This is a genomic window from gamma proteobacterium symbiont of Axiagastus rosmarus, assembly GCF_059730925.1.
The window spans coordinates 376,510-402,352 of sequence record NZ_AP035926.1 but is presented as its reverse complement, the minus strand read 5'-3'; the positions used below and the strand labels follow the sequence as shown (position 1 = coordinate 402,352).

18 protein-coding genes are annotated in these 25,843 nt (G+C 57.0%); 9 read left to right on the top strand and 9 right to left on the bottom strand.

Annotated features, from left to right (window positions below):
* Positions 1-5: 5 nt before the first annotated feature.
* Entirely contained in the window at positions 6-1,154 is a 1,149-nt protein-coding gene (locus AC6I8F_RS21175) for an MFS transporter (RefSeq protein WP_256737268.1), read from the top strand.
* An 80-nt stretch (positions 1,155-1,234) separates the two neighbouring features.
* On the top strand, positions 1,235-1,663 hold the full coding sequence (locus tag AC6I8F_RS21170; protein WP_021509070.1) for a nucleotide triphosphate diphosphatase NUDT15: 429 nt from the start codon (positions 1,235-1,237) through the stop codon (positions 1,661-1,663).
* On the opposite strand, the gene AC6I8F_RS21165 is transcribed toward AC6I8F_RS21170, so the two are convergent.
* Positions 1,660-2,406, bottom strand: a complete 747-nt coding sequence (locus tag AC6I8F_RS21165) for an SDR family oxidoreductase (protein ID WP_498028831.1) — start codon at positions 2,404-2,406, stop codon at positions 1,660-1,662. The two genes, AC6I8F_RS21170 and AC6I8F_RS21165, sit on opposite strands and share 4 nt — an antisense overlap.
* Before the next feature lie 99 nt (positions 2,407-2,505).
* Between AC6I8F_RS21165 and AC6I8F_RS21160 the strand changes: the two genes are divergently transcribed.
* Positions 2,506-3,450: an AraC family transcriptional regulator gene (locus AC6I8F_RS21160; RefSeq protein ID WP_498028830.1), complete on the top strand. Its 945-nt coding sequence runs from the start codon at positions 2,506-2,508 to the stop codon at positions 3,448-3,450.
* A gap of 267 nt (positions 3,451-3,717) precedes the next feature.
* Here the strand turns inward: AC6I8F_RS21160 and AC6I8F_RS21155 are convergent, their stop codons facing one another.
* Both AC6I8F_RS21155 and AC6I8F_RS21150 read right to left on the bottom strand, forming a co-directional pair.
* Positions 3,718-4,182: a GNAT family N-acetyltransferase gene (locus tag AC6I8F_RS21155; RefSeq protein ID WP_264251786.1), complete on the bottom strand. Its 465-nt coding sequence runs from the start codon at positions 4,180-4,182 to the stop codon at positions 3,718-3,720.
* 113 nt (positions 4,183-4,295) lie between these two features.
* Complete coding sequence (locus AC6I8F_RS21150) at positions 4,296-5,096, bottom strand: SGNH/GDSL hydrolase family protein (protein WP_072208996.1); 801 nt, start codon at positions 5,094-5,096, stop codon at positions 4,296-4,298.
* 570 nt (positions 5,097-5,666) lie between these two features.
* On the opposite strand from AC6I8F_RS21150, the gene AC6I8F_RS21145 reads away from it, so the two are divergent.
* Positions 5,667-6,794: an acyltransferase family protein gene (locus AC6I8F_RS21145; RefSeq protein WP_058759114.1), complete on the top strand. Its 1,128-nt coding sequence runs from the start codon at positions 5,667-5,669 to the stop codon at positions 6,792-6,794.
* Between the two features lie 300 nt (positions 6,795-7,094).
* Entirely contained in the window at positions 7,095-13,073 is a 5,979-nt protein-coding gene (locus AC6I8F_RS21140; protein ID WP_498028829.1) for an autotransporter outer membrane beta-barrel domain-containing protein, read from the top strand.
* Positions 13,074-13,100: 27 nt separating this feature from the next.
* On the opposite strand, the gene AC6I8F_RS21135 is transcribed toward AC6I8F_RS21140, so the two are convergent.
* From AC6I8F_RS21135 to AC6I8F_RS21110, 6 genes are read right to left on the bottom strand one after another with little or no spacing between them, the layout of a single operon-like run.
* On the bottom strand, positions 13,101-14,168 hold the full coding sequence (locus AC6I8F_RS21135) for an ABC transporter ATP-binding protein (RefSeq protein WP_325968036.1): 1,068 nt from the start codon (positions 14,166-14,168) through the stop codon (positions 13,101-13,103).
* 3 nt (positions 14,169-14,171) lie between these two features.
* The gene (locus AC6I8F_RS21130) at positions 14,172-14,996 is read right to left on the bottom strand and encodes a carbohydrate ABC transporter permease (protein WP_498028828.1); all 825 of its coding nucleotides are present in this window, start codon (positions 14,994-14,996) and stop codon (positions 14,172-14,174) included.
* 9 nt (positions 14,997-15,005) lie between these two features.
* A complete protein-coding gene (locus AC6I8F_RS21125) occupies positions 15,006-15,926 on the bottom strand; it encodes a carbohydrate ABC transporter permease (RefSeq protein ID WP_215481284.1) in 921 nt (306 codons plus the stop codon).
* A gap of 24 nt (positions 15,927-15,950) precedes the next feature.
* A complete protein-coding gene (locus AC6I8F_RS21120; protein WP_498028827.1) occupies positions 15,951-17,222 on the bottom strand; it encodes an ABC transporter substrate-binding protein in 1,272 nt (423 codons plus the stop codon).
* A gap of 21 nt (positions 17,223-17,243) precedes the next feature.
* Positions 17,244-18,410: a PLP-dependent transferase gene (locus tag AC6I8F_RS21115; RefSeq protein ID WP_498028826.1), complete on the bottom strand. Its 1,167-nt coding sequence runs from the start codon at positions 18,408-18,410 to the stop codon at positions 17,244-17,246.
* On the bottom strand, positions 18,397-19,107 hold the full coding sequence (locus tag AC6I8F_RS21110) for a FadR/GntR family transcriptional regulator (protein ID WP_021509083.1): 711 nt from the start codon (positions 19,105-19,107) through the stop codon (positions 18,397-18,399). Before AC6I8F_RS21110 ends, AC6I8F_RS21115 begins: the two co-directional genes overlap by 14 nt.
* 189 nt (positions 19,108-19,296) lie before the next feature.
* On the opposite strand from AC6I8F_RS21110, the gene AC6I8F_RS21105 reads away from it, so the two are divergent.
* The 4 genes from AC6I8F_RS21105 to AC6I8F_RS21090 all read left to right on the top strand — a co-directional run bounded on the left by AC6I8F_RS21105 (position 19,297) and on the right by AC6I8F_RS21090 (position 25,821).
* Entirely contained in the window at positions 19,297-20,760 is a 1,464-nt protein-coding gene (locus AC6I8F_RS21105) for a VENN motif pre-toxin domain-containing protein (RefSeq protein ID WP_498028825.1), read from the top strand.
* Entirely contained in the window at positions 20,757-21,119 is a 363-nt protein-coding gene (locus AC6I8F_RS21100) for an immunity 8 family protein (protein ID WP_021313390.1), read from the top strand. The genes AC6I8F_RS21105 and AC6I8F_RS21100 overlap by 4 nt, the downstream gene beginning before the upstream one ends.
* Positions 21,120-21,637: 518 nt before the next feature.
* On the top strand, positions 21,638-23,620 hold the full coding sequence (locus tag AC6I8F_RS21095) for an autotransporter outer membrane beta-barrel domain-containing protein (RefSeq protein ID WP_498028824.1): 1,983 nt from the start codon (positions 21,638-21,640) through the stop codon (positions 23,618-23,620).
* A 341-nt stretch (positions 23,621-23,961) separates the two neighbouring features.
* Positions 23,962-25,821: a putative phage tail protein gene (locus AC6I8F_RS21090; protein ID WP_275029297.1), complete on the top strand. Its 1,860-nt coding sequence runs from the start codon at positions 23,962-23,964 to the stop codon at positions 25,819-25,821.
* Positions 25,822-25,843 lie beyond the last annotated feature (22 nt).

Sequence of the window (25,843 nt, the reverse complement as noted above, 5' to 3'; positions counted from 1 at the left end):
AGAATGTGAATCGTACCTTACCTGCTATTGGCATGTTTGCTTTACTGGTTTTTGTGGTGGCGCTGAATTTGCGTCCGGTGATGGCGGCCATCGGACCGCTGTTCCTGCAACTGCAGCACGATGCAGGGCTCAGTGCCACGCAGCTGAGCCTGCTGACGACGCTGCCGGTCATTATGATGGGGCTGGCGGCGCTGGCCGGGCCGCTGCTGCTGCGCAGGCTTGGTGAAGCGCGCGGCATTACCGCTGGCCTGATAGTACTGGTGTTTGCGGGTGGCGCGCGTGGCGTCGATCACAGCGCCGCCATGCTAACCGCCAGCGCGCTGCTGGCCGGCTGCGGCATCGGGCTGATCCAGGCGCTGATGCCCGCGCTCATCAAACGTCACTTCGCCTCGCGTGCCGGTACGCTAATGGCACTGTTCACCACCGGTATTATGGCCGGAGCCGCAGTGGCCGCTGCCAGCGCCGCGCCGCTCGCCAGCCATGCCGGACTGACGATCGCCCTGATGCTGCCGTCGCTACCGGCGCTGATCGCATTGATTCTGTGGCTGCGCCTGCAGCCTGTGACCACGAGAGTAAACACGCCACCGGCCGGCGGCGTACACCGCACGCCGCGCGCCTGGCTGTTGATGCTGTTTTTTGGCATCGGCACCGGTGCTTACACGCTGGTGCTGGCGTGGCTGCCGCCATTTTACATGCAACACGGCTGGCTGCCGGCGCAGAGCGGCTACGTGCTAGGCGCATTAACCCTGACCGAAGTCGCCGCCGGATTTATGCTCTCCGCGCTGATTCATCGCTGCCGCGATCGCCGCTGGCCGCTGCTGGTGGTGCTGGCTTCTATCCTGCTGGGGCTGATCGCACTGCTGTGGCTGGGCGGCGAACACGCCTGGTTGCCGACGCTGCTGCTGGGATTGGGGATCGGTGCGCTGTTTCCGCTATCGCTGATTGTCACGCTTGACCATGCCCGTACGCCGGAAGAAGCCACTGCGCTGCTGTCTTTCGTGCAGGGCGGCGGCTATATGCTGGCCGCACTGATGCCGCTGATGGCCGGCATCGTGCGCGACCGCGCGGCATCACTCGACAGCGCGTGGCAAATCATGGCGGCGGGCGTGCTGCTACTGATGCTGATGGCGCTGCGACTCAAACCCCAGCGATAACGGCAGGAAACCATTGTCAGGCGGGGTGCGCTGTTTTATAAACCGTGCAGAGTGAGAGGATCGATAAATCAGGAGCAATGATGTCCCCGCAGGTCGGTGTTGGCGTATTAATTTTCCGCGATGGCAAGCTGTTGCTCGGCCAGCGTAAAGGCAGCCACGGTGCCGGTGACTGGTCGGCACCGGGCGGCCATCTGGAGTTTGGTGAATCACCGGAAGCCTGTGCGCGGCGGGAAGTGCTGGAGGAGACCGGTTTACAGCTGCACAGCGTACACAACGGCGCCTTCGTCAGCGATGTGTTTCCGGCGGTCAACCGCCACTATATTACGCTGCTGATGGTGGCGCCGGACGCCAGCGGCGAGCCGCAGTTGCGGGAACCGGATAAGTGCGCAGGCTGGCACTGGTTCGCGCCTGAGGCGCTGCCTGAACCGTTGTTTGCCCCGCTGCAAAGCTGGCTGGCGCGCGACGGTCTGGCGGCACTGCAGGCGCTGGCCCAGCGTAAAGATCGCTAACCGTATTGCTTCATCGAAGCTTCGGCATCTTCTCCGGCCGGGATGCGCATCGGGGCGGCGGGATCGGTTGCGGCACGCCACACGGCAGCGGCAACGTCCTGTGCTTCAGTGGTTGGCTGGGGCTGCTGCATGCCGGCGATGATGCCATCAAACATCGGCTGGTAAGGCTCGAGCAAGGTGTTTTCCATGCGCGGCCGGGCATTTTTGCCAAAGTCGGTGGTGGGAGCCATCCCGGGTAATACCAGTTTCACCTGAACATTAAAGGGCTGCAGTTCCAGCGCCAGCGACTCGGTAAAGGCGTTGACTGCCGCTTTGCTGCCGGTATAAACCGCCAGCAGCGGCAGGGATTTCAGCGTCACCGTCGAGGTCACATTGATCACCATGCCACTGTTTTTCGCACGGAACTGCGGGATGACCGCCTGCGTCATGGCGATGGTGCCCAGCGTGTTGGTTTCGAACACCTCCCGCACCGAGGACATCGGCGCGCCTTCCAGCGAGGTTAATAATCCGATGCCGGCATTGTTGACCAGCACATCAATCTCTCCTGCTTCAGCCAGCGTTTGCCTGATGCTGGCGGCATCGGTGACATCCAATGGCAGCAGGCGCAGATGGGCGGATTCAGGGAACAGTTCGGCGCGCGGGGTGCGCATGGTGGCGATGACTTTCCAGCCGCGCTCCAGAAACCAGAGCGCGGTAGCATGACCAAAACCAGAAGAGCAGCCGGTAATTAAAATGGTTTTCATGGTTCATTCCTGCATTGCGTTGGGTAAGAGCTCACTATAGAGTGCCATTACCGGACTCACTACAACGTACAGTCCTGGTTTCATTTGCAGGAGTCCATTATGATCGATCCGCTCGCCGAAATGGTGTCACTGTTACAGCCCGGGGCGGCTTATTCCAAACGCGCGCGTGCCAATGGATTATGGCGTGTGCAGCGCAGTGAGACCGGCCAGCCGTTTTACTGCGTGGTGCTGGAGGGGCGCACCCGACTGGAAATGAAAGGTCATCCTCCGGTTGCGCTTGAGCAGGGGGATTTTGTCCTGATTCCGGCTGCGTGGGAGTTTTGCATGACCAGCGAGCAGCCACCGGCCGCAGATGCGCCTGATTCTGTGCCGGAGATGCTTGCGCCGGGCGAAGTGTGGCTTGGCGATCGGCAGCAGCCAGCCGAGGTTCAGACGCTGATTGGTTACTGCCAGTTTGCCGCACCCGACGCGGAATTGATTGTCTCGTTACTGCCACAGTTTATTCATGTGCGTGGCGCATCGCGCCTGACCACGCTGGTGCAGCTGGTCAGGGATGAGTGCCGTGCACAGCGTCCGGCACGGCAGATCGTGCTGGAACGTTTGCTGGAATTACTGCTGATCGAGGCGTTGCGCGCAATGCCCGCGGCGAATGCATCGCCTGGCGTGATGCGGGGACTGGCCGATGAGCGGCTTGCCGGGGCGATTCGCGCCATCCACGCCAGGCCTGCCCATGGCTGGACGGTACCCCAGCTGGCGAAACATGCGGCGCTATCGCGCTCGGCGTTTTTCGTGCGTTTTCGCGATGCAGTGGGCATGGCGCCGATGGCGTATCTGCTGACGTGGCGCATGGCGCTGGCAAAAAATCTGCTGCGCAGCAGCCGCCTGTCAGTAGCCGACGTGGCTGAACGGGTGGGTTACCGCTCTGCCAGCGCCTTCAGCATCGCTTTCACCCGCTTCACCGGCCAGACGCCGAGCGGCTTCGCTGGCGCGGAACGGCGCAGCGGCACCGCAGAAGCTGAGCCAGCAATCGCCCAGGTAAGTTAATCACGCCCGGGACAGCCGCCAGCGTAAAACGGGCCGCCATAAAGCGTGCAATGCCGTTCAGTTTAAAAATCACCCTGTTAATGCCGGTGCGCATCAATGCGCACCCTACAAAACCGTGCTGTACCCTGTAGGGTCGCCATTTATGGCGACCAGGGAATACTTGTGCAGCCAACAGACGACCATACAAGAATCGTTTTAAATCAAAGCATCGTTAAAACAAAGAATTACAACTTCATCGGGGAGCACAATTGCCTCTGTTTCTTTTCCTTAAAAGATTTCCCTTCGCATCACGCTAACCTGTTCTGACGACACGATGCGCTGCTCGATTTCCTGCCAGCCATAGCGACGGTAAAATGCCTGCTGATCCGGCGTATACAGCCACAACTCTGGCATGTGGCGCTGGCGAGCTTCTTCAATTAAACGCAATACCAGAGCAGAGGCCACGCCTTTACCGCGGTGTGCCGCGACAGTCAGTACTTCGCCCATCCAGAACTGGCGTTCATGGATGTCATCAAGCTCGTGAAGAATCGTGCTGGCGGTGGCAAGCACTTCATTTTCTGCATTCAACGCGACCAGCGTAAACGTTTTTGCCGGCTGCGCGTTGCGCATCAGCAGGCGCTGACGAATGGCGCTCCGGTCGCGCCAGTGAGAAAACCCGGACCACTCCTGATGAAGCATAGCTGCCACCGTATCCAGCAACTGCGGACACTGGCTCAGTAAACTGATATTCATTGTTATCCCTCCGCGACAACCCGAGGGATAACACAGCGTGGTGGTAAAGACTACCGTTAATATGCCGCTACACTATCGCGTTAAGCCGTTTCACCGGTCAGCCAATCACCGGCTTAGCGTTTCGCCACCTGCTCGCCATCCGGGTTTTTGCCATGCCCGGCAGCAGCCAGCTCGGTATTAAAGTGGGAGACCAGCACCGAAAAAGTTTCCTCTGCTTTCATGCGGTACAGCTGTTCGGACGGATGAATACAATCGGGTGACATCAGCGACTGCCAGTCTTTCATCTGCAGGATGCGCTGATACTGACGCGCCAGCGGCACCGACTCCGCTTTAGCCAGTGCGTCCAGTTTGGTGACGTAAGGTGCAACGTGCCATTTCTCCGCGCGGCCACAAATCGGGTGCGGCTCCTGTAATATCACCTGCTTACCCTCTTCACGGGCAATAGTAATCAGCTGTGTCATCACCTGGGTATATTTGTCCGGGCTAACCTGGTAATCTTTTTCTATATCGCGGAAATGGAAATGGCGTGCATCGTTGGTGGCAAAATTCAGCAAAATGATTTTTGCCGGCGATTTCTTCATCTCTTCGCGCCAGCTTTTATTATTCTTGTAAAAATATTTGCCATTTAACAGATCCATGGCCTGCGATGAGGACGCGCCTTTATTCACTACGCGGATGCCATCGCCATACTTCTCCTGTAGCCACTGGTTAATCAGAGCAATCTCATTGTCTTTAATATAGATTGCGCGCAATTTGCCATTTTCCTTTATCGCCATGGCACCGCGCGTACTGGAACCGCCATAGGCTTCAATAATAAAGTTATTATCGGGCTTGCCGCTTTCGGCGAATGCGGTATTGCACAGACAGGCTGTGGTAATCAGCAAAGTGACGATGCCAGATAGCGCTCGTTGCATAACAAATTTCCGCCTTTTGATACTCAAGGTTACATGGAGAATCGGTTGTTTACCGTAAGCGAATTACCTTAACAGGGGAGATTGCGGGTCAACAATCCGAAAGCACGGTTGCGGGGTGAAAATTAGGTCAACTCTGAGAAAAAAGCCGCTCGCTGAATAAAAGTTATTTAAATACAGCAACATAAAAACAAACCTTACCCAACAGTCACCCTTCAGCCAGAAAATCCCGCAGTGACGCCTGCTTAAAACATCATGGTTGCTTCAGGACATAACGCAGTTTGATTAGCGAATTTTCGCACTGCGAGTCGAACCGGATAATCCACAACCTGTTGTAAAGGAGCGGGTTTTCGCTGCTTTTCCGGCGGTTAGCTGCGAATATGCGCTGCCTGACGATAACTTTTACCATCAGAACATTCTGGCTTAAGCTTTATGGCCATTGCACAGTGGCATTCTTTACACTATGGCGAAATTCCGAAACGTTTCTAAACATAATGTATACAGATTAATCCGGTGTTAGCATTCTGACTGAATCATTATGATTGCGTTACAACTCATTTCAGGATGTGCAATGTGAAAACAGAATCCTTTTTATCCAGCCGTAATATTGGCCTGGATCTGCTGCGTGCCGGCCTAATTCTGGAAGGGGTGTTATTACACGCCTCACGGAGTTTGCCGGGAGAGAATGGCTGGTATTATGTCGCGCAGCGCGATCCCTCGGAAATATTCACGGCACTGCTGAGCATGGTGCACACCTTCAGGATGGAAGTGTTCTTCTTTCTTTCGGGCATGTTCTCCGCGCTGATTATTTTGCGCAAAGGGCAGAAATTCTTTACGGATAATCGCCGTAAGCGCGTCCTGATTCCGCTGATATCAGCCTATCTGTTTATTCCGCCGCTGATGTATTTTATCGCGGGACAGATGAATAACACCCCGCTGAGCCTCGAAGGCTGGCTAAACAGCTATACCATGATGCACCACCTGTGGTTCCTCGTGTCGCTGTCGGTGATGTCGCTGCTGGTACCCGGCGCGTTTTATCAGTGGAGCGCCCGTCAGCTGGGCAAAATGTCGTTGCCAATGCTGATCGCCACGCTGGTGATTCTGGGTAACGCCTGCTTCGTGCTGAAGTTCCTGGTAAAAGGCCGCGGTGAATTTGTCGAGCTCATCCCGGTGACCGCACGCTTCCTCGTCTACTACACCGCCGGTTTTGCGTTATACGTCAACCGCGAGAAAATTGCCCGGTACGCCAACAGTAAACTGATGAATGGCTGGCTGGTGGCCGCGCTGGTGCTGGCGGTGTGGGCCGCCTGCTATGTTGTCGCGCACAACCACATCACCGGGGTGATGAAATATGTGCCGGTGATGCTGGGCAGCGTGCTGTCGGTGATGCTGTCCTACTGGCTGGTGTTTAGCTTCGAACGCATCAACGTGAAAGAGAGTCGCATTCTGACGGCGATTGTGGATTCCGCGCTGATTATCTATTTGCTGCACTATCCGGTGGTGATCATTTTCTCATGGCTGCTGGATGTCTGGTTACCGGATAACCTGTCAGTCCTGTATGTCCTGATCGATTTTGCCCTCGGCATTGCGCTGAGCGCGGTGTGTTACGCCATCGTCAAACGTTCACGCTTCGCCTCGTTCATGTTTGGCCTCAAGCCGAAAGATAAAAAAGTGGCGGTGCCGGTCGAAGCGCGACTGTAATTGTCATCATGCCCGGCCGCCACTGGCGTGCCGGGTATTATTTCCCGCCATCTGATTTTTGCTATTTTCCGCATTTTTAGTTCCAGATAATTATCTCAGGCCGTTAGCGCAATTCCTAAAGCTTATCGCCGTCATCACAATTTCTTAAGTCAAACTGGACGTTTTAACCTGGTCGCGGTAATACTCATTTCAACGGATTTCCAGCCGTAAGCTATTACGACAATATATTTCGCTTCGCTATTTCCCCGCACTGCGCATTCGCTGTGCGGCATTTGTCTTTTCTCTGGTGAGGAAAATAGTGTGTTTAAATTAAACCCCTTGTTACTAAGCCTGCTTGCTGCGCAGGGCTTAATGCTGCCTGCCTCACCGGTATCGGCGGTGGTATTAAAACCTTTCACCCCCGAACGCAACGACAATAAAGTCGGCGCTTATTGCTTATGTAATGGTTCCAACCAGACGCTAAGCGGCGTGCCGCGCTTTACCGTGGGAGAAAGTGGCATGAGCAGCGTCACGCTGGGTGAACTACAAAAGGTTGGGCGTATTATTAATGACAATTTAATCGGCGAGCCCCGCCTGCAACTCGGCGCACAAAATTACGCTATTGGTATTCCGGATGAAGAAACAGGCAGTTATCGTGTCTATCAGGTTTATAACAGTGCGGAAATGATTGCGCCGGCGGAAATTAATGGCGCTACGGTAGTGCCAGATTATTATGATGTGAACGATAAGCAATATATTGATGCGCGCGTGGCGACAGTCACTAATGGCCGGTTAAATATCAATATTGGTCAGCAAGGCGCAGCCGCTAACGCCAGCACCAATCGCTGGTCAATGGCGGCCAAACAGAGTCAGTTATTTGCCAGCAGTAATAACGGCCAGATTAACTGGGACAGCAATAACCGCATCCGCTTTACCGCCGCCACGCCGCCGTACGGTGGCGATCGGCTGGCATTTGATGCCGGAGGTGTGGTGACCTACGCCGGTCTGTTTGATGTCACGCTCAAGGATGGCAGCAGCAACGCGTACTACGTCAGTAATCTCAATGAATTGCGTAACTATAACGACTGGCTGATTGACCAGATTAGCGGCGGCAACCTGAGCCCGGAAAGTTATAACGCCGCGCTGAACCAGGCGTTCAGCCTGCGCGACGGTCGTGTGGTTTACCGCATGAGCACCGGCAATTACGATGATGAAGTGGCTGCCGCACTCGGCGATCAGGTGGTGCTGAGCGCCGATGGCGCGAAAGCCAGTGTGAAAATCAATCGCGGCAAAACGCTGGAAGTGGCCAACAGCGCCAGCGCCGTGATGCGCGCCAGCAACGGTGCAACGGCGATTATCGCCGGAAAACTGGCGACCAGTAACGCGCTCTCATCCGAAGCGGGCGCGCTGGAGCTGATCAGCGGCGCGCGCGGTATCAATAATGGTGTCATCAACAGCGGTTTTTTCAACGCCGCCAATGGACGCGGCGTGGCGGAGGATTCTCTCGGCTATGCGGGCACAGCGGTGTCGGCGATTTATGACAGCGAGTTCCGCAACAATGGCGTGCTCAATGTGCATATCGGTGATGCGCCGTGGGGCACCGCCGGCTTATTTCTCGGCAGCAGCAGCGCGGTCAACCACGGTAATATTAACATCGGCATTCACGATGTGGCGAACGGCTCCTCAGCAACGGCGGTGAGTTTCAGCGGTGAGGGTAGCTTCGTCAACGCGCGCGATGGCACGATTTATCTCGGCCGCACACCGCAAAATCATAAGGGTGACGTCACGCAGGATGTCGCGGTTAGCCTCGACGGTGGCATCAGCGCCATTTCCGGCCTGCTCGACTCGCGTGCCATCAATGATGGCCGTATTGTTATCGGCTCAAAAGTCGAGAACGCCGTTGGCATGCGCATCGAGGCCGGGCCCAACGCGGTGTCACTGAATAACGGCGTTATCGATGTCAACGGTATGGCGCAGGCGCTACCGCGCGAAAATATCGCCATGCTGGTGATGGATTCCGGCAGCGGCGGCCAGGTGGGCAACCGCGGTACCCTCAATCTGAATGGCTATAACAGCACCGGCCTGAAAGTGATCGCCACGGCGGGCAATCAGGCGCACGCCTTCTCCAGCGGGGCGATCAACGTGGCGGGTGACGCCGACCGCTTTGGCGGCACCAACAATACGGCGGTGTGGGTAACTGGCGAACCGGGCGGTCACGCCAGTGCCGATATCACCGGCCCAATCCGGCTCAGCGGCAAAGCGGGCATCGGGATTCGTGCTGAAGGCCAGGCAACAGTCAACGTTAGCGCCCGCGCGATTCCCACCTCCAGCGGCAGCGACAGCATGCTGGATAGCGGACAGATCAGTTTCTACCGTATCGGCCCGGATGCGCGCATTAATCTGCCGGCCAACGGCCGCTACAGCGCCTCCGTGTGGAACGGCACGATTTTTCGCGTCGAGCAGGGAGCAGATTTTGACGGGCGCGGCCTGACTTTGTCGATGAACAGCCCGTTTGCGAGCGGTGTGTACGGCAGCGGTGCCGGCACCGACATTAATACCCACGGCGCGACGCTGAACATCGCCAGCTTTGCCAGCGGGCTGACCATTACTGATGGCGCCCGCGCCACCATTGATGCCGCAACGCGTATTCACCTCAACGGGTCTGATGCCCGCGTCGCCATCGCTGACGGTAATCGCTATACGCTGCAGGGTAACGTTGTTAACCCTAATACGCAGTTCGATCCGAACACTTTACTCATCAATCAGGCAGCGATAGACGGCCGCGCCAATAACCAGCAGCCGTTTACCGTGATGAATCATGCGCGGCTGGTGAATCGCGGCGCTATCTCCCTGCGGGGGGAAGGCGTAACGGGTATCTACGCGCAGTATGGCGCAACGGTCGACAACCGCGGCGATATCAACATTTTGCGTAACGGCCGGGCGCTGTTCGCCGATGGTTATCCAGGCGCCGGCGACGGCAAAACCCTGACGGAGATTAACAATAGCGGCACGCTTAATCTCTACAGCGGTCAGAGCACCCAGCAAACCACCACCTTCGGTGCGGTCTCGTATCACCAGCTGGGGCGGATTAACCAGAACGGCACAATTAATCTGTACGGCGATAACGTGGTCGGCGCGAAAGCCTTTGCCGGCGGCCGTATTACGCTGGGCGTGAACAGCCGTGTGGTGTTCCACGATGCGCAGCAGATCGGCTATCAGGCTTTTGATCCCGGCTCACGCCTGATCGTCAACGGCAGCCCGGTTGATGTCAGCAGTCGTAACTCGACGCTGTATGAAATCCGCAACGGCGCGTGGCTGTACAACCAGGGCTTTGGCACCGTTACGCTGAGCGGCAGGGACAGCACCGGCATCGTGGTCAGCGGGACGGATGCGCTGGTATCCAGCACCGATGTTTATCAGGTCACCGGTAAGGGTGCCACCGTGCTGCGCGCCAGCGATCGCGCGCAGGGGATCATTACCAGCCTTATCGCGCTGAATGGCAAAAACACCCTCGGCGCGCAGGCGTCGGGCGATGGCACCGAGGTCTACGCCGCCTCGCTCATCACCGGCACCGGGCACAACGCCACGGCGTTTGATGTCAGCGGCGACGCGCGCCTGTTTAATCAGCAGCAGGGCGTAGTGGATTTGCGTGGCCGCAACAGTACCGGGGCCCGGGTGCACGATGGCGGTAACTTTATCAACCGCGGCACGGTTAGCGTCGCCAGCGGCACCGGCGTGGATGTCAGCAGCGGTTATGGCCAGTATGTACCGGTCGACAGTACCTTACGTGTGAATGACGGCACCGCCGCGCTGCGCGTGGGCTCCGGCGGCGCGATGAAAATTTACGGCGACGGGCAGGGGGCCAGCACGCTGGCGGCTTACGGCAAAGCCGATGGTTTGCTGCTCGACAGCGGTGCGCAGCGCTTTGAAGCCAACGACATCATCATCGGCGCTTACGGCAGCGGCACTGCGCTGAACAATCGCGCCGGCATCAGTGATATTTCGCTGAGTAATGTGCGCTTCGAGGCCAACGGTGGCACTGGCATCCGCTCTGCCACCTCGTTCGATCCGGCGGGCAGCGCGCAGATTCACGTCGGCGCAGGCGGTACCGGCTATCGCTTTGAAAACGCGGATGGATCGACCACGGGCAACGATTTAGTGATTGGGCGCGACTACCGCATTGAAGTCAATGGCAGCGGCACCGGCGTGCGTGCCAACACCCGTGGACGGGTGATCGCTCAGGGCCTGATTGATATCCGCGATGCCGATGGCGGTTCGGCGATTGTCACCCGCAGCGCCAGCCAGGTGATCAACCAGGGCACCATCCGTTCACAAAGCCGCGTCGCACCGCTCATTGATTTGCGCGGCGGTGAGACGGTGTTTATCAACCATGGCACGCTGGATGCGCCGTACGCCGATCAGGTGGTAGTGGCGGGCGGCGCGACCCGTGATGTGGTGGCACTGCTGGCGGGCAAAGTCACGGGCGAAGTGAACACCGGCAACGGCAGCGATACGCTGCTGGTTACGGGCGGCACGCTGGATGGCGGCCTGAGTATGGGTGACGGCAGTGCGAATCAGGCGACGGTGCAGGCTATCAGCCTGAACCAGACCCGCCATATCACCAGCGGCGGCGCGGATAGCACGCTGAACCTCAGCCAGCTCAATGCGCGCGGCGGTTCGTTCCGGCAGGACGACCTCACCAAAGGCACCAACCTCGGCGCGGGCTGGAGCACGCTGAACTTCATCGATACGCAGTGGACGCTGAGCGACAACATTAAACTGGCGCACAGCACCATCAATATCGATGCCGGATCCACGCTGTTCGCCGGCGATGGCGTCAACGCGCGGCTGCAGGGGGCCAGCAATGATTCGCTGGTAGTGAATAATGCCGGCACGCTCGACCTGACCAACGGTGGCAATGTGGCGGCAAATACCCTGACCATCGAAGGTAGTCTGGCCTCCGCGCAGGGCCGCCTGAAACTCAATTCGACAGCCACCCACAGCGACGTGCTGCTTGTTAACGGTAACGCCAGCGGTACCACCTGGGTGGATGACCGCCTGCAGGGCGGCGGGCTGCTGGACACTAATCGTGACAATGTCATCGCGGCCAGCGAAGGCGTCTCACTGGTGCAGGTGACCGGCAGCGCCAGCGCCGACAGCTTCAGGCTGAGCAATGGCTATATGGCAGCCGGGCCGTGGCAGTATGGTCTGTACAGCTTTGCACCGGGCAGCAGCGCAGGCGGCAACGCATGGGACTATCGTCTGGCAAACAACTTCATCTGCAGCGATGGCTCGCTGTGCCAGCCGCAGGCGGGCAGTGCGGTTAAGGCGGTGCGTCCGGCGGTCACGCCGCAGGTGCCGTACTGGATCTCCGCACCGGTCGGGCTGGCGTACTACTCGTTGGCAGTCACTGACGATCTGCATAAGCGTCTCGGCGAACTGCGCCAGCAGCCGGCGGACAGCGCAGAGATGTTTATCCGCTACCTCGGTTCGGATTTGCAGTATCGAAGCAATCGCGGGCTGGACGCCTGGGGTTATGATTTCGGCCTCAACTACAGCGCCGTACAGCTCGGCGGCAATTTGCTGCGCGCCGATGGCGCTGAAGATAGCGTACGTGGCGGCGTCGCCTATACGCGCGGCAATACGCGCATTCGCCCGCATGCCGCTGACGGGTACAGCTCCACCAGCTTTGATAGCGATACGTTGTCACTTTATGGCACCTGGCTGCGCAGCAGTGGCTGGTATGTAGATGGTTCGCTGAGCTGGAGCGGCTACCGCGGCGAAACCGACATTGCGCGGCAGAAAGCGGTCGCCAAACCCAAAGGGCACGGCTGGACGGCGTCAGTCGAGTCTGGCTATCCGCTGATGCTGGCGGGTGATGTGCGACTGGAACCGCAGGCACAGGTTAGCTGGCTGCGTATGAACATGGACAGTTTTACCGATGCTGACGGCGCGCGTGTCTCTTATAACGATTACGATCAAACCATTGGCCGGCTCGGCGCACGCGTGGCGCGCAGCTGGCAGGACAGCAGCCAGAATCAGTACACGCCGTATCTGCGCGCTAACTACTATCGCGGCTGGGGCGGTACGGCGCAGGTCAGGGTTGGCGCCAGCGACAGCGACCTGAGCCAGAGCTTCAGCAGCGGCAAATTTGGCCAGATGTGGGACGTCGGCCTCGGCGGCACGGCGACCCTCATCAACAACGTGGCGCTGTATGCCGAGGCGGATTACCGCAAAGAGATTTCCGGCAACGGCGTCAAAGGCTGGCGCTACAATGCCGGGGTGCGCTGGTCGTTTTGAACGTAAATGACCACCTTAAACGTGCAATTACAGGCGGCGCTGTGATGCGGCGTCGAACAGCATCGCACGTTCGCTGTCCAGCGTGACCGGTAAAATATCACCGGCACGCGCGCCGGAACGCTGGGTGGTAAACAGCATCAGCGGGTGGCCAAACAGTGAACCGTGAATCAGTTCGGACAAGCCGGTCGGCTCCACCAGCGACACTTCAAGGGGCAACGCATGCTGCTCACCCGGCTGCGCCAGGCTGATGTTTTCCGGACGGATGCCGTAAATGACGTCACGGCCAGCGGCCTGTGCCGCCCAGTGCGTATTCAATGGCAGCTGAGCGCTGTCGCTGATACGCACGCCGCTGGGGGTCACCACGCCGTTGATGAAATTCATCGAAGGTGAACCGATAAAACTGGCGACAAACTTATTGGCCGGTGTGTCGTACAGCTCCAGCGGTGTGCCCACCTGTTGAATAACGCCGTGGTTAAGCACCACGATGCGGTCAGCCAGCGTCATTGCCTCGACCTGATCGTGGGTAACATAAACGATGGTGTTGTTCATTTGCTGATGCAGTCTTTTGATCTCCACGCGCATCTGGCCGCGCAGTTGCGCATCGAGGTTAGACAGCGGCTCATCAAACAGAAATACCTGCGGCTGACGCACAATGGCGCGGCCCATCGCCACGCGCTGCCGTTGTCCACCCGACAGCTCTTTTGGCCGGCGATCAAGCAGGTGTGTCAGGCTGAGAATCTCCGCCGCTCGCCGGACTTTCTCCTCAATCTCAGCACGCGGTCGTTTCTGAATTTCAAGGCTGAAGCCCATGTTGCGCGCGACCGTCAGATGCGGATAGAGCGCATAGCTCTGGAACACCATCGAAATATCGCGGTCTTTCGGCGCCACCTCGTTCATCAGCTGACTGCCGATATGGATATTGCCGCCCGTCGCTAACTCCAGGCCGGCAATGGTGCGCAGCAGGGTGGATTTACCGCAGCCGGACGGGCCGACCAGCACCACGAACTCACCATCTTTAATGGTCAGATTGATGTCGCGCAGAACCTCAACGTTGCCATAGCGCTTTTCAATTTGCGCCAGCGTAATTTCAGCCATTATTTACCCCTTAACCGCACCGGCGGTGAGTCCCTGAACCAGGTAGCGTTGAATGAAAGCGAAGAACAGACAGGCTGGAATTAACGCCAGCACGGCGGCAGCCATCATTTCGCCCCACGAAACGGCGAATTTGGAGACGAAACTGAGCAGCCCGACCGGAAAGGTCATAACTTCGTTTTTGTTGATTAACATCAGTGAGAACAGCAACTCACTCCACGCGGCGGTGAAAACAAAGCCGAGCGTCGCTGCCATGCCGGGCAGAGTCAGCGGCATCAGCACGCGGTACAGCGCCTGAAAGCGGGTGCAGCCTTCCAGCATGGCGGACTCTTCGAGATCTTTCGGGATGGCATCAAAAAATGACTGCATCAGGAAGGTGGCGAACGGAACATTGAAGGCGCTGTAAATCAGAATCAGCCCCAGCAGACTATTCGTCAGTCCCAGCGGGGCCATCACCCGGTAAATCGGCGCAATGATCATCACCAGCGGAAACATCTGCGTAAACAGCAGCAGGGCCGCCATCACCATCTTGCCGCGAAACTGAAAGCGGGAAAAGGCATAGCCGGCAGCCGCAGCAATCAAGGTGGTCAGCGCGGCAGTGCTGCAGGAGACAATGAGACTGTTAATAAAAAACGTGGGGAAATCACTGTCGGTCAATACCTTCGCAAAGTGGCTCAGGGTGAAACCGCCAGGTAACAGCGTCACGCCCTGACTGAACAGTAACCTGTCCGGCGTGACGGCAATTTTAATGATCCAGTACAACGGAAACAGCGCAAACAGCAAATAGGCGGTGATGCTGAGACGATGACCGATCAACGGTAACAGGCGCATGCAGACTCCTTACTTAAGTAACTGATGGCGGATGCGCAGCAATACCAGCGCATAGCAGGTCATCAGCAGTAACAGACACACCGCCATCGCCGAGGCATAACCAAAATCCAGTTTGCGATAAGCGGTGGTGAAGATGTAACTGGAAAGAATCGAGGTTGAACCGGCCGGACCGCCGTCGGTCATCACCACGATCAAATCGGCAAAATTAGCGATCCAGATGGTACGCAGCATCACGGTAATGGCGATCATCGGGGCGAGAAACGGCAGGGTGACCCGGCGAAACTGCTGCCAGCCGCTGGCACCGTCAATGGCTGCTGCTTCATACAAATCTTTAGGAATCGACTGCAGTGCCGCCAGTAAAGTGATGGCAAAAAACGGGATGCCGAACCAGACGTTAGCAATCACCGGCCCCCACATCGCCAGTTGCGGATCGGAAAGAATATTGTAGGGTTCACCGAGAATGCCCACGTCGCTGAGCCACTGCGGCAGCGGACCCACAACCGGGTTGAGCAGCCAGGACCAGGTCAGGCCGGAAAGAAACGCCGGCACCGCCCACGGTAAAAACACCAGCGCCTGCACCCAGCGGCGAAAGCGAAACTCGCGGTTAAGCAGCAGCGCCAGCGCGAGGCCGAAAAAGAACTGCAGCAGCAGTGAACTCAGCGTCCAGTTAAGGGTATGGCCGAGCGCGCGAAAGAAGCGGCGATCGTCGAGCATCTGCGCAAAGTTCGCCCAGCCAACCCAGCCGCTCTCCAGCGGATTGAGCAGGTTCATGCTCTGAAAAGCGTAAGAAATGCCGATCGCCATCGGCACGAAGATGAACAGGGCGATCAGCAACAGGCCCGGTGACAGATACCACCATGGCTCAGCAAGCCGGGTCCAGCGCCAGCGGCGGCGCGCCGGGCTGGCAGGAAGAGAGATTTCAGGCATCATTTCAGGGCTCCGGTTTACACGAGATTACTGGCTGGCGAGCCAGGCTTTTTGCTCTTTACTCAGATAGCTGGCCCAGTCCTGCACCATATCTTTGGTGTCGTTTTCGCCCAGTAACGTCTCCTGGCTGCTCTCTTTCACGATCACTGAATTGAAATAGCCCCAGCCTTTAAGGTGGGTCGGCATGGTGAGCGGCACATAATTCGGATCGTTCAGCTCCTTAAACCAGCCGGCAAACTGCGGCGTCTGATAGAACGGGTCCTGTTCCGCACCTTTATAGATGGGTAGGGTGCCGACAAACTTCGCCCACGCCAGGTTGTTGGTTTTATTACTGAGGAAGGTAATCAGCGGCCAGGCGATATCGTTTTGTTTACCCTGTTTGAACATCGCCCAGCCGGTATAGCCGATGGTCGGGAAGGCTTTACCGGACGGTCCGACCGGCATGGGCGCCACGGCAAAATCCTCAGCCGCCATGCTATTTTTAATCGCGATCAGCGCGTCCGGATCCTGATCGAGCATGGCGCATTTGCCGGAATAGAAGCCCGAGACAATCTCGTTAAAGCCCCAGTTCACGCTGTCTTTAGGCGCGCCGCCTTGCTGATACAAATCGACCAGCAGTTGTGCCCCCTTTATCGCCCCCGGCTGGGTTAAGGTACTGTTGCCGTCTTTATCAAAGAAGGCAGGCGAGCCATTCATCGCGGCCATAAACATCATCCACGCATTGGTTCCCCCGACACCGCCGCGCATGCAGTAGCCGCTGATACCGTTACCTGACTGACTAATACGCTTCGCGTCGCTGGCAAACTCGTCCATGGTTTTCGGCGGCTCACTCAGTCCTGCCTGCTTAAACAGCTTTTTATTCCAGAACAGCGCCCGCAGGTAAAAACCGTACGGTACCATGGTGGCTTTGCCGTTCGCGGCCCGCGCCATTGCCAGCGTTTTGTCCGTCAGCTGGGCGCTTTCAGGCCAGCTTTTCAGGCGGGGTTCCAGATCTTCCAGCATATTGTTGCTGGCGTATAAGCCTTGCCAGGTATCGGGCATCTCCACCACATCCGGAACCTGTCCGCTCTGTAACATGGTGCCCAGTTTTTCAAATGCCTGACCCCACGGCAGCGAAATCAGCTCAATCTCGGTACCGGGATGCTGCGTCTTGTATTCGTCGAGCATTTTTTGCAGAAGTGCGGTACGTGGCGGGCTGGTAATAACTTCCACCACGGTGAGTTTGGCGGCGAGGCTGCAAAAGGCGCTGCCAAAACCCACGGCGAGTACCAGGGCTTTCAGGGCGAAACGTGTTGTCATGGCTGGTTCTCCGGAGCGTGATTAACGGTGAGTGGCGGCAGCAAGTGCCTGATTCAGATCGGTCCAAAGATCGTCGGTCTCTTCGAGGCCAACAGAGATACGGATCAGACGCGGCGAGACACCAAAATCCTGGGCTGAATTAAATTCACTGGCCTGATTAATGACCGAAATCGCCGGCATCACCAGGCTCTCGAAACCTCCCCAGCTGACGCCCATATGGAACAGTTGCAGGGCGTTGCAGAATTGCGGTATGTCGACCTGTTCGGTCACGGCAAAGGAAAACAGCCCGCTGTAACCGCGCAGCGTGGACCATTCAGGGGGATTGAGCCCGGGATGGCAAACCGCGCTGACCTGCGGATGATCACGCAGCTTTTCCGCCAGCTGCAGGGCGCTTTGCTGATGCTGCTTCATGCGCAGCGGCAGCGTGCGCAGGCCACGCATCAGCAAAGACGCTTCGTTCGCAGACAGTTTGCCGCCAAGGAACGGACTAATGTGACGGGCAATGTTGTTGATGTGCTGGTGGCTGGCAATCACTAGGCCGGCCACTACATCGCTGTGGCCGCTGATGTACTTCGAGGCGGAGTGCACCACGATGTCGATACCACTCAGCAGCGGCTGCTGGAAAATGGGCGAAGCCCAGCTGTTATCAATCAACGTGACGACGCCTGCATCGCGCGCCAGCGTGGCCAGCTGCCGCAGGTTCTGTTCACTCATCACCCAGCTGGAGGGACTTTCCAGATAGAGCAGGCTGGCGCCGGGCAGCGCGGCGGCCATCGCCGCTTCATCGTCGCCATCAACAAACTGCGTCGTGATACCGAAACGCTGACAAAAGCCGCGCAAAAAGCGGTAAGTATCGGGATAGACATGATTAACGCAGACCACTTTCGCGCCTGGCTGAACCACACTCAAAATCGCGTTGCTGATGGCGGCCATGCCGCTGGCAAAGGCGAGGCAGGCGTCACCGCCTTCCAGCGCAGCAACTTTATCCTGTAGCGCTTTGACCGTCGGATTATCAACGCGGGAATAGAGCGGCTGGTCGCTCTCACCGCGAAAGCGGGCGATCATGCTGTCGTAATCGCTGAAGGTAAACAGCGAGGACTGATAAATCGGTGGCGTTACGGCGCCCTGTTCGTGGCGCTGGTCGTGGGTCAGCAGTGTCTGTTGCGCAATAGGTTTAGCGTTTGGCATGGATCACGTCCTTCATGTCGCGTTCGGTGATATCAAGAATCTGGTGGCAGAGGGCGCGCGCGGCCTGGCTGTCGCGGGCGCGGATGGCATTAAACAGTTCACGGTGCAGGGGAAACGAGTCTGAAAACAGCGCCTGCTCCGGCGGGGATTCGAAAAAAGCGTGCAGCGTGTCGTAGACGCCGTTAAGCATCTGCAACAGCAGCGGATTGCCGGCGGCGCGGTAGATGCTGGTGTGGAAAGCCCAATCCTCCGGCCCGGCGGAACCGATAGCCAGGTGCACACGCTCCATCTCTTCCAGCCGCCGTTCGATTTCCAGCAGGTCGTCGGCGCTGGCGCGCTGCGCGGCCAGCACGCAGGATTCGGACTCAATGATGCGGCGCACTTCCAGCGCATGAAGCATGTTGGCGGAGTCGTTTTTAAAGCGCAGAGAGAGAAAACTGTCATGCAGACCGACCTCCGCCTGCAGAAAGGTGCCGCTGCCTTTTTTGCGCACAATGATGCCAAGTGCTTCCCAGCGCTTGAGCGCCTCGCGCACCGTATTACGGCTGACGCCCAGTTTCTCCGCCAGCTCGCGCTCCGGCGGCAGGCGACTGCCCGGCTGCGCCCCGGCATGCGCCATGTAGCGCGTGAGCGCATCAAGAATCAGCGTATCGCTGCGCGTCGGAATGATGGGATGGAGTTCAGCCGGGTCATGCATCGCTTTGCCTTAATTGGTCCAACATCTCTACCAAAGGCTTAGCAACCCGCATGCCAGAATCGTGAGCTTTTGATTTAGCGAGAAATTTGATGTCTTAATAAGTGCAGATTATGAGATCTGCTGGTGCAAAAACCGCCAGGGTGCACCGTGGTGTGGCGGTACACAGCCGTTGCCCAGGGATCGATAGTGGTGCGCGACCAGGCAAATCAGCAGCAGGATGTTGCTGCACTTAGCCGCGACACCGAGCACGCTAATGACAGCATCAGCCCGATTTTCGACAAAGAGAAGGAGCAGAAACGCCTGCAGACGGCTCAGCTGATCGGTGAAATAGGCAGCCAGGTTGCTGATATCGCCCGGACGCAGGGGCAGATTGAGGCGACGGAAGCAGGTAAGAAGGAACTGGCAAAAAACAACATAAACCAGCCGGATGCCGACGCTCCTGCGGCTGAAAAGAAAGCGTATCAGGAAGCGCTGGAAAACAGCAGTGATTATAAGAAAGCTAGGGCACTCTGGGGCACCGGCAGCGATATCCAGAAGGGGATTCAGGCGGCGACTGCGGCGATTCAGGGTTTGGCGGGTGGCAATCTGGCGCAGGCAGCCAGCGGCGCAGCGGCACCGTATCTGGCCGAGCAGATACACAAATATACCGCCGACAATCAGGCCGCAAAAGCGATGGCTCATGCAGTGGTAGGTGCGGTAACATCGTGGGCGGCAGGCAACAGCGCGGCAGCAGGCGCGGCCGGTGCGGTCAGCGGAGAGCTGATGGGTCAGTTGATCATGCATTCGATGTATCCGGGTAAACAGGTCAGTGACCTGAAGGAGTCGGATAAGCAGATCATCAGTGCACTGAGTACCCTGGCTGCAGGTCTGGCAGGCGGCGTGACCGGCGGCAGTAGCGCCAGTGCGCTGGCTGGCGCTCAGGCAGGGAAGAATGCGGTTGAGAATAATGCGCTGGGTGCAATGGCTGGCTCAGACCTTGGGTTCTGGCTGGGTAAAACACCAGAGTGTGATACAGCGTGTAAGGCCGGGATAGCCAAAGGGGTTGCAGAGGGTAACCTTGTTGTCTCTGCTGGCGTAAGTGCTGTGGCAGGAGGGGCAACGATTGTTGCCGCCACTCCTGAAATTGCTGCTCTCGCTAAGGCTGCACTGGAAGGATGTAAAGTAGCTCCAAGGATATGCCTGAATAATGCTGGTTTGCAGGTTGCTGAAGCTGTGACACCAGGGGGCGTAGGTGTTGCTGGCGCCATCGGGGTTGGTAAGACAGCGGTAGAAGCGATGGCAGCGAAGGCTGAAGCTGTAGCAGCTAATACGGCGAAAAATAGTCAATTAGCTAGTAATTCCAAAACATTAAATATTGCAGAACAAATTGGGATGTTACGTGATGCAGCTAAAGGAAATAAAGGAAACTTTGGCTTAGGAAATGCAACAACTAATGAAGCCAATATATTAGGAGAAGCATGGGTGGGGCCGGGTTACAGAATATCCAAAGATGGAACATCATGGGTAAGTGCTGATGGCTTAAGAGTCTATCGGCCACCTTCAGCTAAACCAAATAGTACAAAAGCTACAACAGGAATTCAGGCTAATTTCGAGCAAAAAGTAGCGCGTGGAGAGCCGCCGATTAGTAATGGCCATTTGGATATAATTAAATGAAAGCTTTATTAAAAGAATTACGTTCATTAGATATAGAAGATGATTTGCTCTTCTATTGGCCAGACGACCCAGAAGTTTTTGGGAGTTGGGTTAGGGCGATGATTGGCCCTGATAATGAAGAAGGAGCTGAGTATTTCGACATGTTAATTTGTACTCCTAAATGGTTAGCCCTGGAGGCTGAAAAAAAAGACGTTTTTTGGGGGAAAGGGATGATCATCATTAATGAGTATAATTACGATAAAATTTTAGCCTTTATAAAAAAACAGATCGCTGATTGTCATGCAGATGATTGGCCCGAGATTGCTCAAAAGCTCAGCCGTTTTAGTTTTTGGCAATATGAGGACTATCAGCCTTATTAAAGTGAATCCCGGTCATTGCACCGGGATTTGTACATAGCCTGCCAGCCGGATGATTATCTGCCCCGGTTGTGCGATCACTTGCCTCCGCTTCGTATTCGAAAGCCATCACTTCCGGAAGTTGCCTGATAACTTTTTGTTGCGCCTGTGTCACGTCGCAAATTGCCTAAAACTGCAACCCCGGTTGGCATCCGGGAGCAGCTTGATATCAATAAGATCAGTGAGTTATATGGATACCTGAGATCTGCGCATTATACTGGCTTCAGTCAACGCCGCCGCTTCGTCACTCAAAGCACCGTTCCTCACGCTGCGATTATCAGCCCGCAATCCCTGACGTGCCGATCCACCCCGCAAATTTCCGCTCTCTGCCTGGTAAAGGCGCGCCTGCCTGACTACACCTTAAGCATCCTTGTTATCACTGTCCTTTCCGCTGTTTAAGCGGTTTTCACCCTGCGCCAAGGCATCCTGCCGCGCTGGCACCTTAAGCGGTCAGACATGATTTCTGACCTGATTCGGAGTGAATGATGAAAAGTCGCAACCTGACGCGATCGGCGGTCGCGTTTGCCACATTGAGTTGCCTGTATGTGCCGTTCAACGCTCTGGCGTGGGATAACCTGACGGTATTCGGCGATAGCCTGAGCGATGGCGGTAATGTCGGGCGTTTTACTTATGATGGCGCCCAGCATCCGCTGTATGACGAGATTCTTGCTGCACAGCTCGGACAAACGCTGCAGCCGTCGTCGCGCGGTGGCAGCAACTATGCACAGGGCGGCGGCGTTACCGTGCCGGCGCTGGATGCCAGCCTCAATACGCAAGACCAGCTGGCTGCTTATCTGCAATCCACCGGCGGCCGCGCAGATAGCAACGGACTGTACATTCACTGGGTGGGCGCTAACGATATCGCGGCGGCGGTGACCAATCCGCTTACCGCGCGCGAGACCATCAGCAACAGCGCCAGCGCGGCGGTGTCGCAAATCAAAACCCTGCTGGATGCCGGTGCGGGGGCGGTAATCGTGCCAAACGTGCCGCAGCTTGGCTCCACGCCTTTCATGGTGCAGGCGGTGCTGAGTGTGCTGGGCCCGGCGGCGCAGTCGGCGATGGTCGCGGCGTTTGCCTCGCTGGACAGCCATGCCACGCCCGACGTGGCTGCGCGCCAGCAGGCGGTGCGCGACGCATTCGATCAGGCCGCCGCACAGGTATCGACCATCCCGGCGCTGCGTGCCGCGCTGGCGCAGCAGCTATTTTCGGCCTGGCAGGTGCTCAGCGAGCAGGTGACGGCCCTCTCCGATGGCTATAACCAGCAGGAAGAAGCCGGGCTGGTGGCGCTGAATGGCAACATTGTGCGTGCCGACATCGCCGGCCTGTTCAACGAGGTAATTGCCGATCCGCAACGCTATGGCCTGAGCAACACGCTGGGGATGGCCTGTCCGGTTGGCACCTCCGCCGCCGAATGCACCTCGTCAACGCCCGGTTTCAGTAACGCGCAGGCTTATCTGTTTGCCGACCGGCTGCATCCCAGCCCGGCGGTACATGCCATGATCGCCGACTACATTCAATCGATCCTCGACGCACCCGCGCAGGTGGCGGCGCTGGCACGGGCGCCGCTGATGCTGTCGCGGGATATGCAGAACACCCTCGATGGCCATTTACAGCAGCAGCGTCAGCAGCCGGCCAGCGCCGGTCAGGTTAGCGTGTTCGGCGGCTATGCCGGTCAGCATATTGATTATCGCGGCGATAGCCTGCTCAACGGTGACGCCAATACCGGCAGCCTGACGCTGGGATTAGGCTATCAGTTCACAGATAACTGGCAGGCAGGTCTGCTGTTGTCCAGCACCGCGCAGCACCAGCATCCTTCGGCGCACTATGATTACAAGCTGCGCGGCAATTTGCTGGCGCTGTATAGCCAGCTGACGCTGCTGGAGCAGGGCTGGATCAATGCGAATGTGCACTATGCCGATCTCGATTTTGACAGCATCGAACGTCGCATCAATATCGGCCCGGCAACGCGCACCGAACAGGGCAGCAGCAGCGGAAAAATGCTCGGGCTACAGGTGCAAACCGGCTGGGATCTGCCAATAGGCGAACACCTTTCCACCGGCCCGGTTGCCAGCTACGCACTGGATTATGTGCGGGCAGGGGGCTACAGCGAAAACGGCGACAGCAGCACCGCCATGCGCTTTTCCGATCAAACCCTGCATTCGCAAATCGGTGCGCTTGGCTGGCGTATCGACAGCAAACAGTGGCCGGTGAATCCGTGGGCGCAGCTCAGTTATAACCACCAGTTTGGCGATACGCAGAACGCGGTGCGCGCCGGGCTGAAGTCAACGCAGACCGGCTTTGTACGCAGCGTCAGCGCCGGTGATAAAAACTGGCTGGATATGTCGCTGGGGGCCAGCGTGCCGCTGGGTGAAACGGTCAACGCCTTTGCCGGGGTTTCAGCGATCGGCGGCAACAGCGCCTATCATCAGCTGAGCTGGAATATTGGCCTGAACGCGACATTTTGACGGCGACGCGCCAGTCGGAAAGTTTCACTGGCGCGTTATCTCGCGTAAAAAATTAAACTGATGATCGCGGGAAATATTTCGTTAATTCAAGCCATTCTTCTTCGTAAGTCAAATTAATCAGAACGTTCGTACCGGCGATTACCACAATTATTCTGCGATAAATCTGTAAAACGTAATTTTGTCGCTTCGCTTTCCTTCCGGAATCATATCGTTATTCTCTCTCGCCACATCACGCCGCTGAAAAGCTCCCGTATAAGCTGGTACAGGTCAATATATTAATTTTCAATCACTTATACTGCTGATGCTCTGTCGTATTACGTTAATAATTTATGGGGAACACCATGGCGAATACATCTGGCACCACCAGCACTACCACACCATCTGCCACCGGGACGGTGATTCAATTACATACCATTGACGATTTACGTAAACAGGAACCTGTTTCGATTGGCGAAATTGCGTCGGTGCTGGAATACAGCCGTGGCAGTCGGATGGGCGGCGGCGTGTTTGTCTACGATGCCACCGACAACAGCACGCCCGATGACGGCGGGCTGAATTTCGTGACGTCCGGTAAAAAGCGCTGGAAAAGAGTGGTCCTCGATTATAGCGCGGTCACGGTGGTGGATTTTGGCGCGATAGCCGATGGCACCACCGATTGTATTGATGCGGTGATCCGAATGTTTAAATGGTCTCAGCGTGTTTTACCCTCCGCGGGCATTCGCTTTACCGCCGGTGAGTTCAGCCTGTCCGGCTTTGATTTAGCGGAAGTGCTGGGCAGCGACAGAGAGATTAACCGCTTTAAAATTTCCGGCGCGCCGGTCAACTTCGGTTATTTCCCCACCACCACGCTGAAATTTAACTGGGGACCGAAACCGCGCAAAACTCATTTCTTTAGCGTGCGCGCACGCTATGTGGAGATCTCCGGCTTTGTGGTGAAAGGCATGAGTTCTGACAGCGGCGAAGACGGCGGCACGGCGTTTAATAATGTCGGCTTCTTTACCAACAGTATTATCGGTGGCCAGTTTCTGCGCGTCAGCAGTATGGAGTTTCGCTACCTCGGCGGGCGGGCACTGGAACTGATTGATACGCTGGACTGTAAAATCGACCAGTTTTATTCACGTGGCTGTCAGGGCAGTATTGTCTATGCGCGCTGGTCCGATCGGGAACAGGGTGCCTGGGATCATTCGACCGCCATTGAACTCTCCAACTTTAATTTGCAGCGCAGCACCAGACAGCCGGTGTTCGATCTGCCGCGCTGCACGCAATCGTTTATTCGCAATGGCTGGATCGAGCACTCCGAATTTGCCGGCGATCTCACCAATGGTCAGTGGACCATTGAAGGGCTGGTGATTGAATCGACGCAAAATCCCATGAAAATGGGCTACTGCCGCGCGATGATTATTCAGAAAAGCGTGCACCGCGATAGCGCGGGCTTTGACTTCAGCAAAGAGGGTATTGAGCCATGGACGCTGCTGGCGGAAGGCGATCGTGGCGTGATGGAGATTTCCGATCTTGGCGCGATCATTCAGGGATCGCTGAGTTATGACTTCACTACCTCGCAGCATCACATGGATAACCGTGGCAAAGACGCGAAATGGTTTTACGTCGGCGAATTTAATTTTTCCGACGCTACCTCACAAATTCACGTTCGCATTCTCGGCAGCGCGCAGTATGTTTCCCAGTCGGAAACGCAAACCGATTACAGCTACCGGACACCGGAGGGCGTGGCGCATATTTATCTGCAGGCGCGCAACGACGATAACACCATTGGCAGCTGGCACAGCGAAGGCTCCTCACCCGTAATTAAGGTGCATATTGAGGGCAAAGGCGCACACACCAAACTGTACGTTAAAATTCCGGCCTATACCGGCTTCTCAATTGCGCTGGTGGAAACCAACGGGCGCGATCGCTATCAGTCCGGTCAGTGTTTTATTTTCCGCAAAAGTTTTACCGCCTGCAGTGCGGAAGAAGCCACGGCACTGGATAACCAGCCGGTCGTCGCCTTTGAGCAGCACTGGGTGGGCAATAAAGATGTCGGCTTTGGTTACAACAATAATAAGGAACTGCTGCTGCGTGGGCCGTTTTTTGAACGGCAGGAGCAGGATGCCGTGGGGAAGTGGATCACCCGCCGTTTTCTGAAAGTCCGCGTGAACGGCGTGCCGCGCAGTATTGAATTACTCGATCCGGATAACCCGCGCTAACGCTTCAGGCCAGCAGTATTCC

Coding starts and splice junctions, on each gene's coding strand:
- AC6I8F_RS21170 (WP_021509070.1), top strand. CDS start 1,235: ATGTCCCCGCAGGTCGGTGTTGGCGTATTAATTTTCCGCGATGGCAAG.
- AC6I8F_RS21165 (WP_498028831.1), bottom strand. CDS start 2,406: ATGAAAACCATTTTAATTACCGGCTGCTCTTCTGGTTTTGGTCATGCT.
- AC6I8F_RS21160 (WP_498028830.1), top strand. CDS start 2,506: ATGATCGATCCGCTCGCCGAAATGGTGTCACTGTTACAGCCCGGGGCG.
- AC6I8F_RS21155 (WP_264251786.1), bottom strand. CDS start 4,182: ATGAATATCAGTTTACTGAGCCAGTGTCCGCAGTTGCTGGATACGGTG.
- AC6I8F_RS21150 (WP_072208996.1), bottom strand. CDS start 5,096: ATGCAACGAGCGCTATCTGGCATCGTCACTTTGCTGATTACCACAGCC.
- AC6I8F_RS21135 (WP_325968036.1), bottom strand. CDS start 14,168: ATGGCTGAAATTACGCTGGCGCAAATTGAAAAGCGCTATGGCAACGTT.
- AC6I8F_RS21130 (WP_498028828.1), bottom strand. CDS start 14,996: ATGCGCCTGTTACCGTTGATCGGTCATCGTCTCAGCATCACCGCCTAT.
- AC6I8F_RS21125 (WP_215481284.1), bottom strand. CDS start 15,926: ATGATGCCTGAAATCTCTCTTCCTGCCAGCCCGGCGCGCCGCCGCTGG.
- AC6I8F_RS21120 (WP_498028827.1), bottom strand. CDS start 17,222: ATGACAACACGTTTCGCCCTGAAAGCCCTGGTACTCGCCGTGGGTTTT.
- AC6I8F_RS21115 (WP_498028826.1), bottom strand. CDS start 18,410: ATGCCAAACGCTAAACCTATTGCGCAACAGACACTGCTGACCCACGAC.
- AC6I8F_RS21110 (WP_021509083.1), bottom strand. CDS start 19,107: ATGCATGACCCGGCTGAACTCCATCCCATCATTCCGACGCGCAGCGAT.
- AC6I8F_RS21100 (WP_021313390.1), top strand. CDS start 20,757: ATGAAAGCTTTATTAAAAGAATTACGTTCATTAGATATAGAAGATGAT.
- AC6I8F_RS21095 (WP_498028824.1), top strand. CDS start 21,638: ATGATGAAAAGTCGCAACCTGACGCGATCGGCGGTCGCGTTTGCCACA.
- AC6I8F_RS21090 (WP_275029297.1), top strand. CDS start 23,962: ATGGCGAATACATCTGGCACCACCAGCACTACCACACCATCTGCCACC.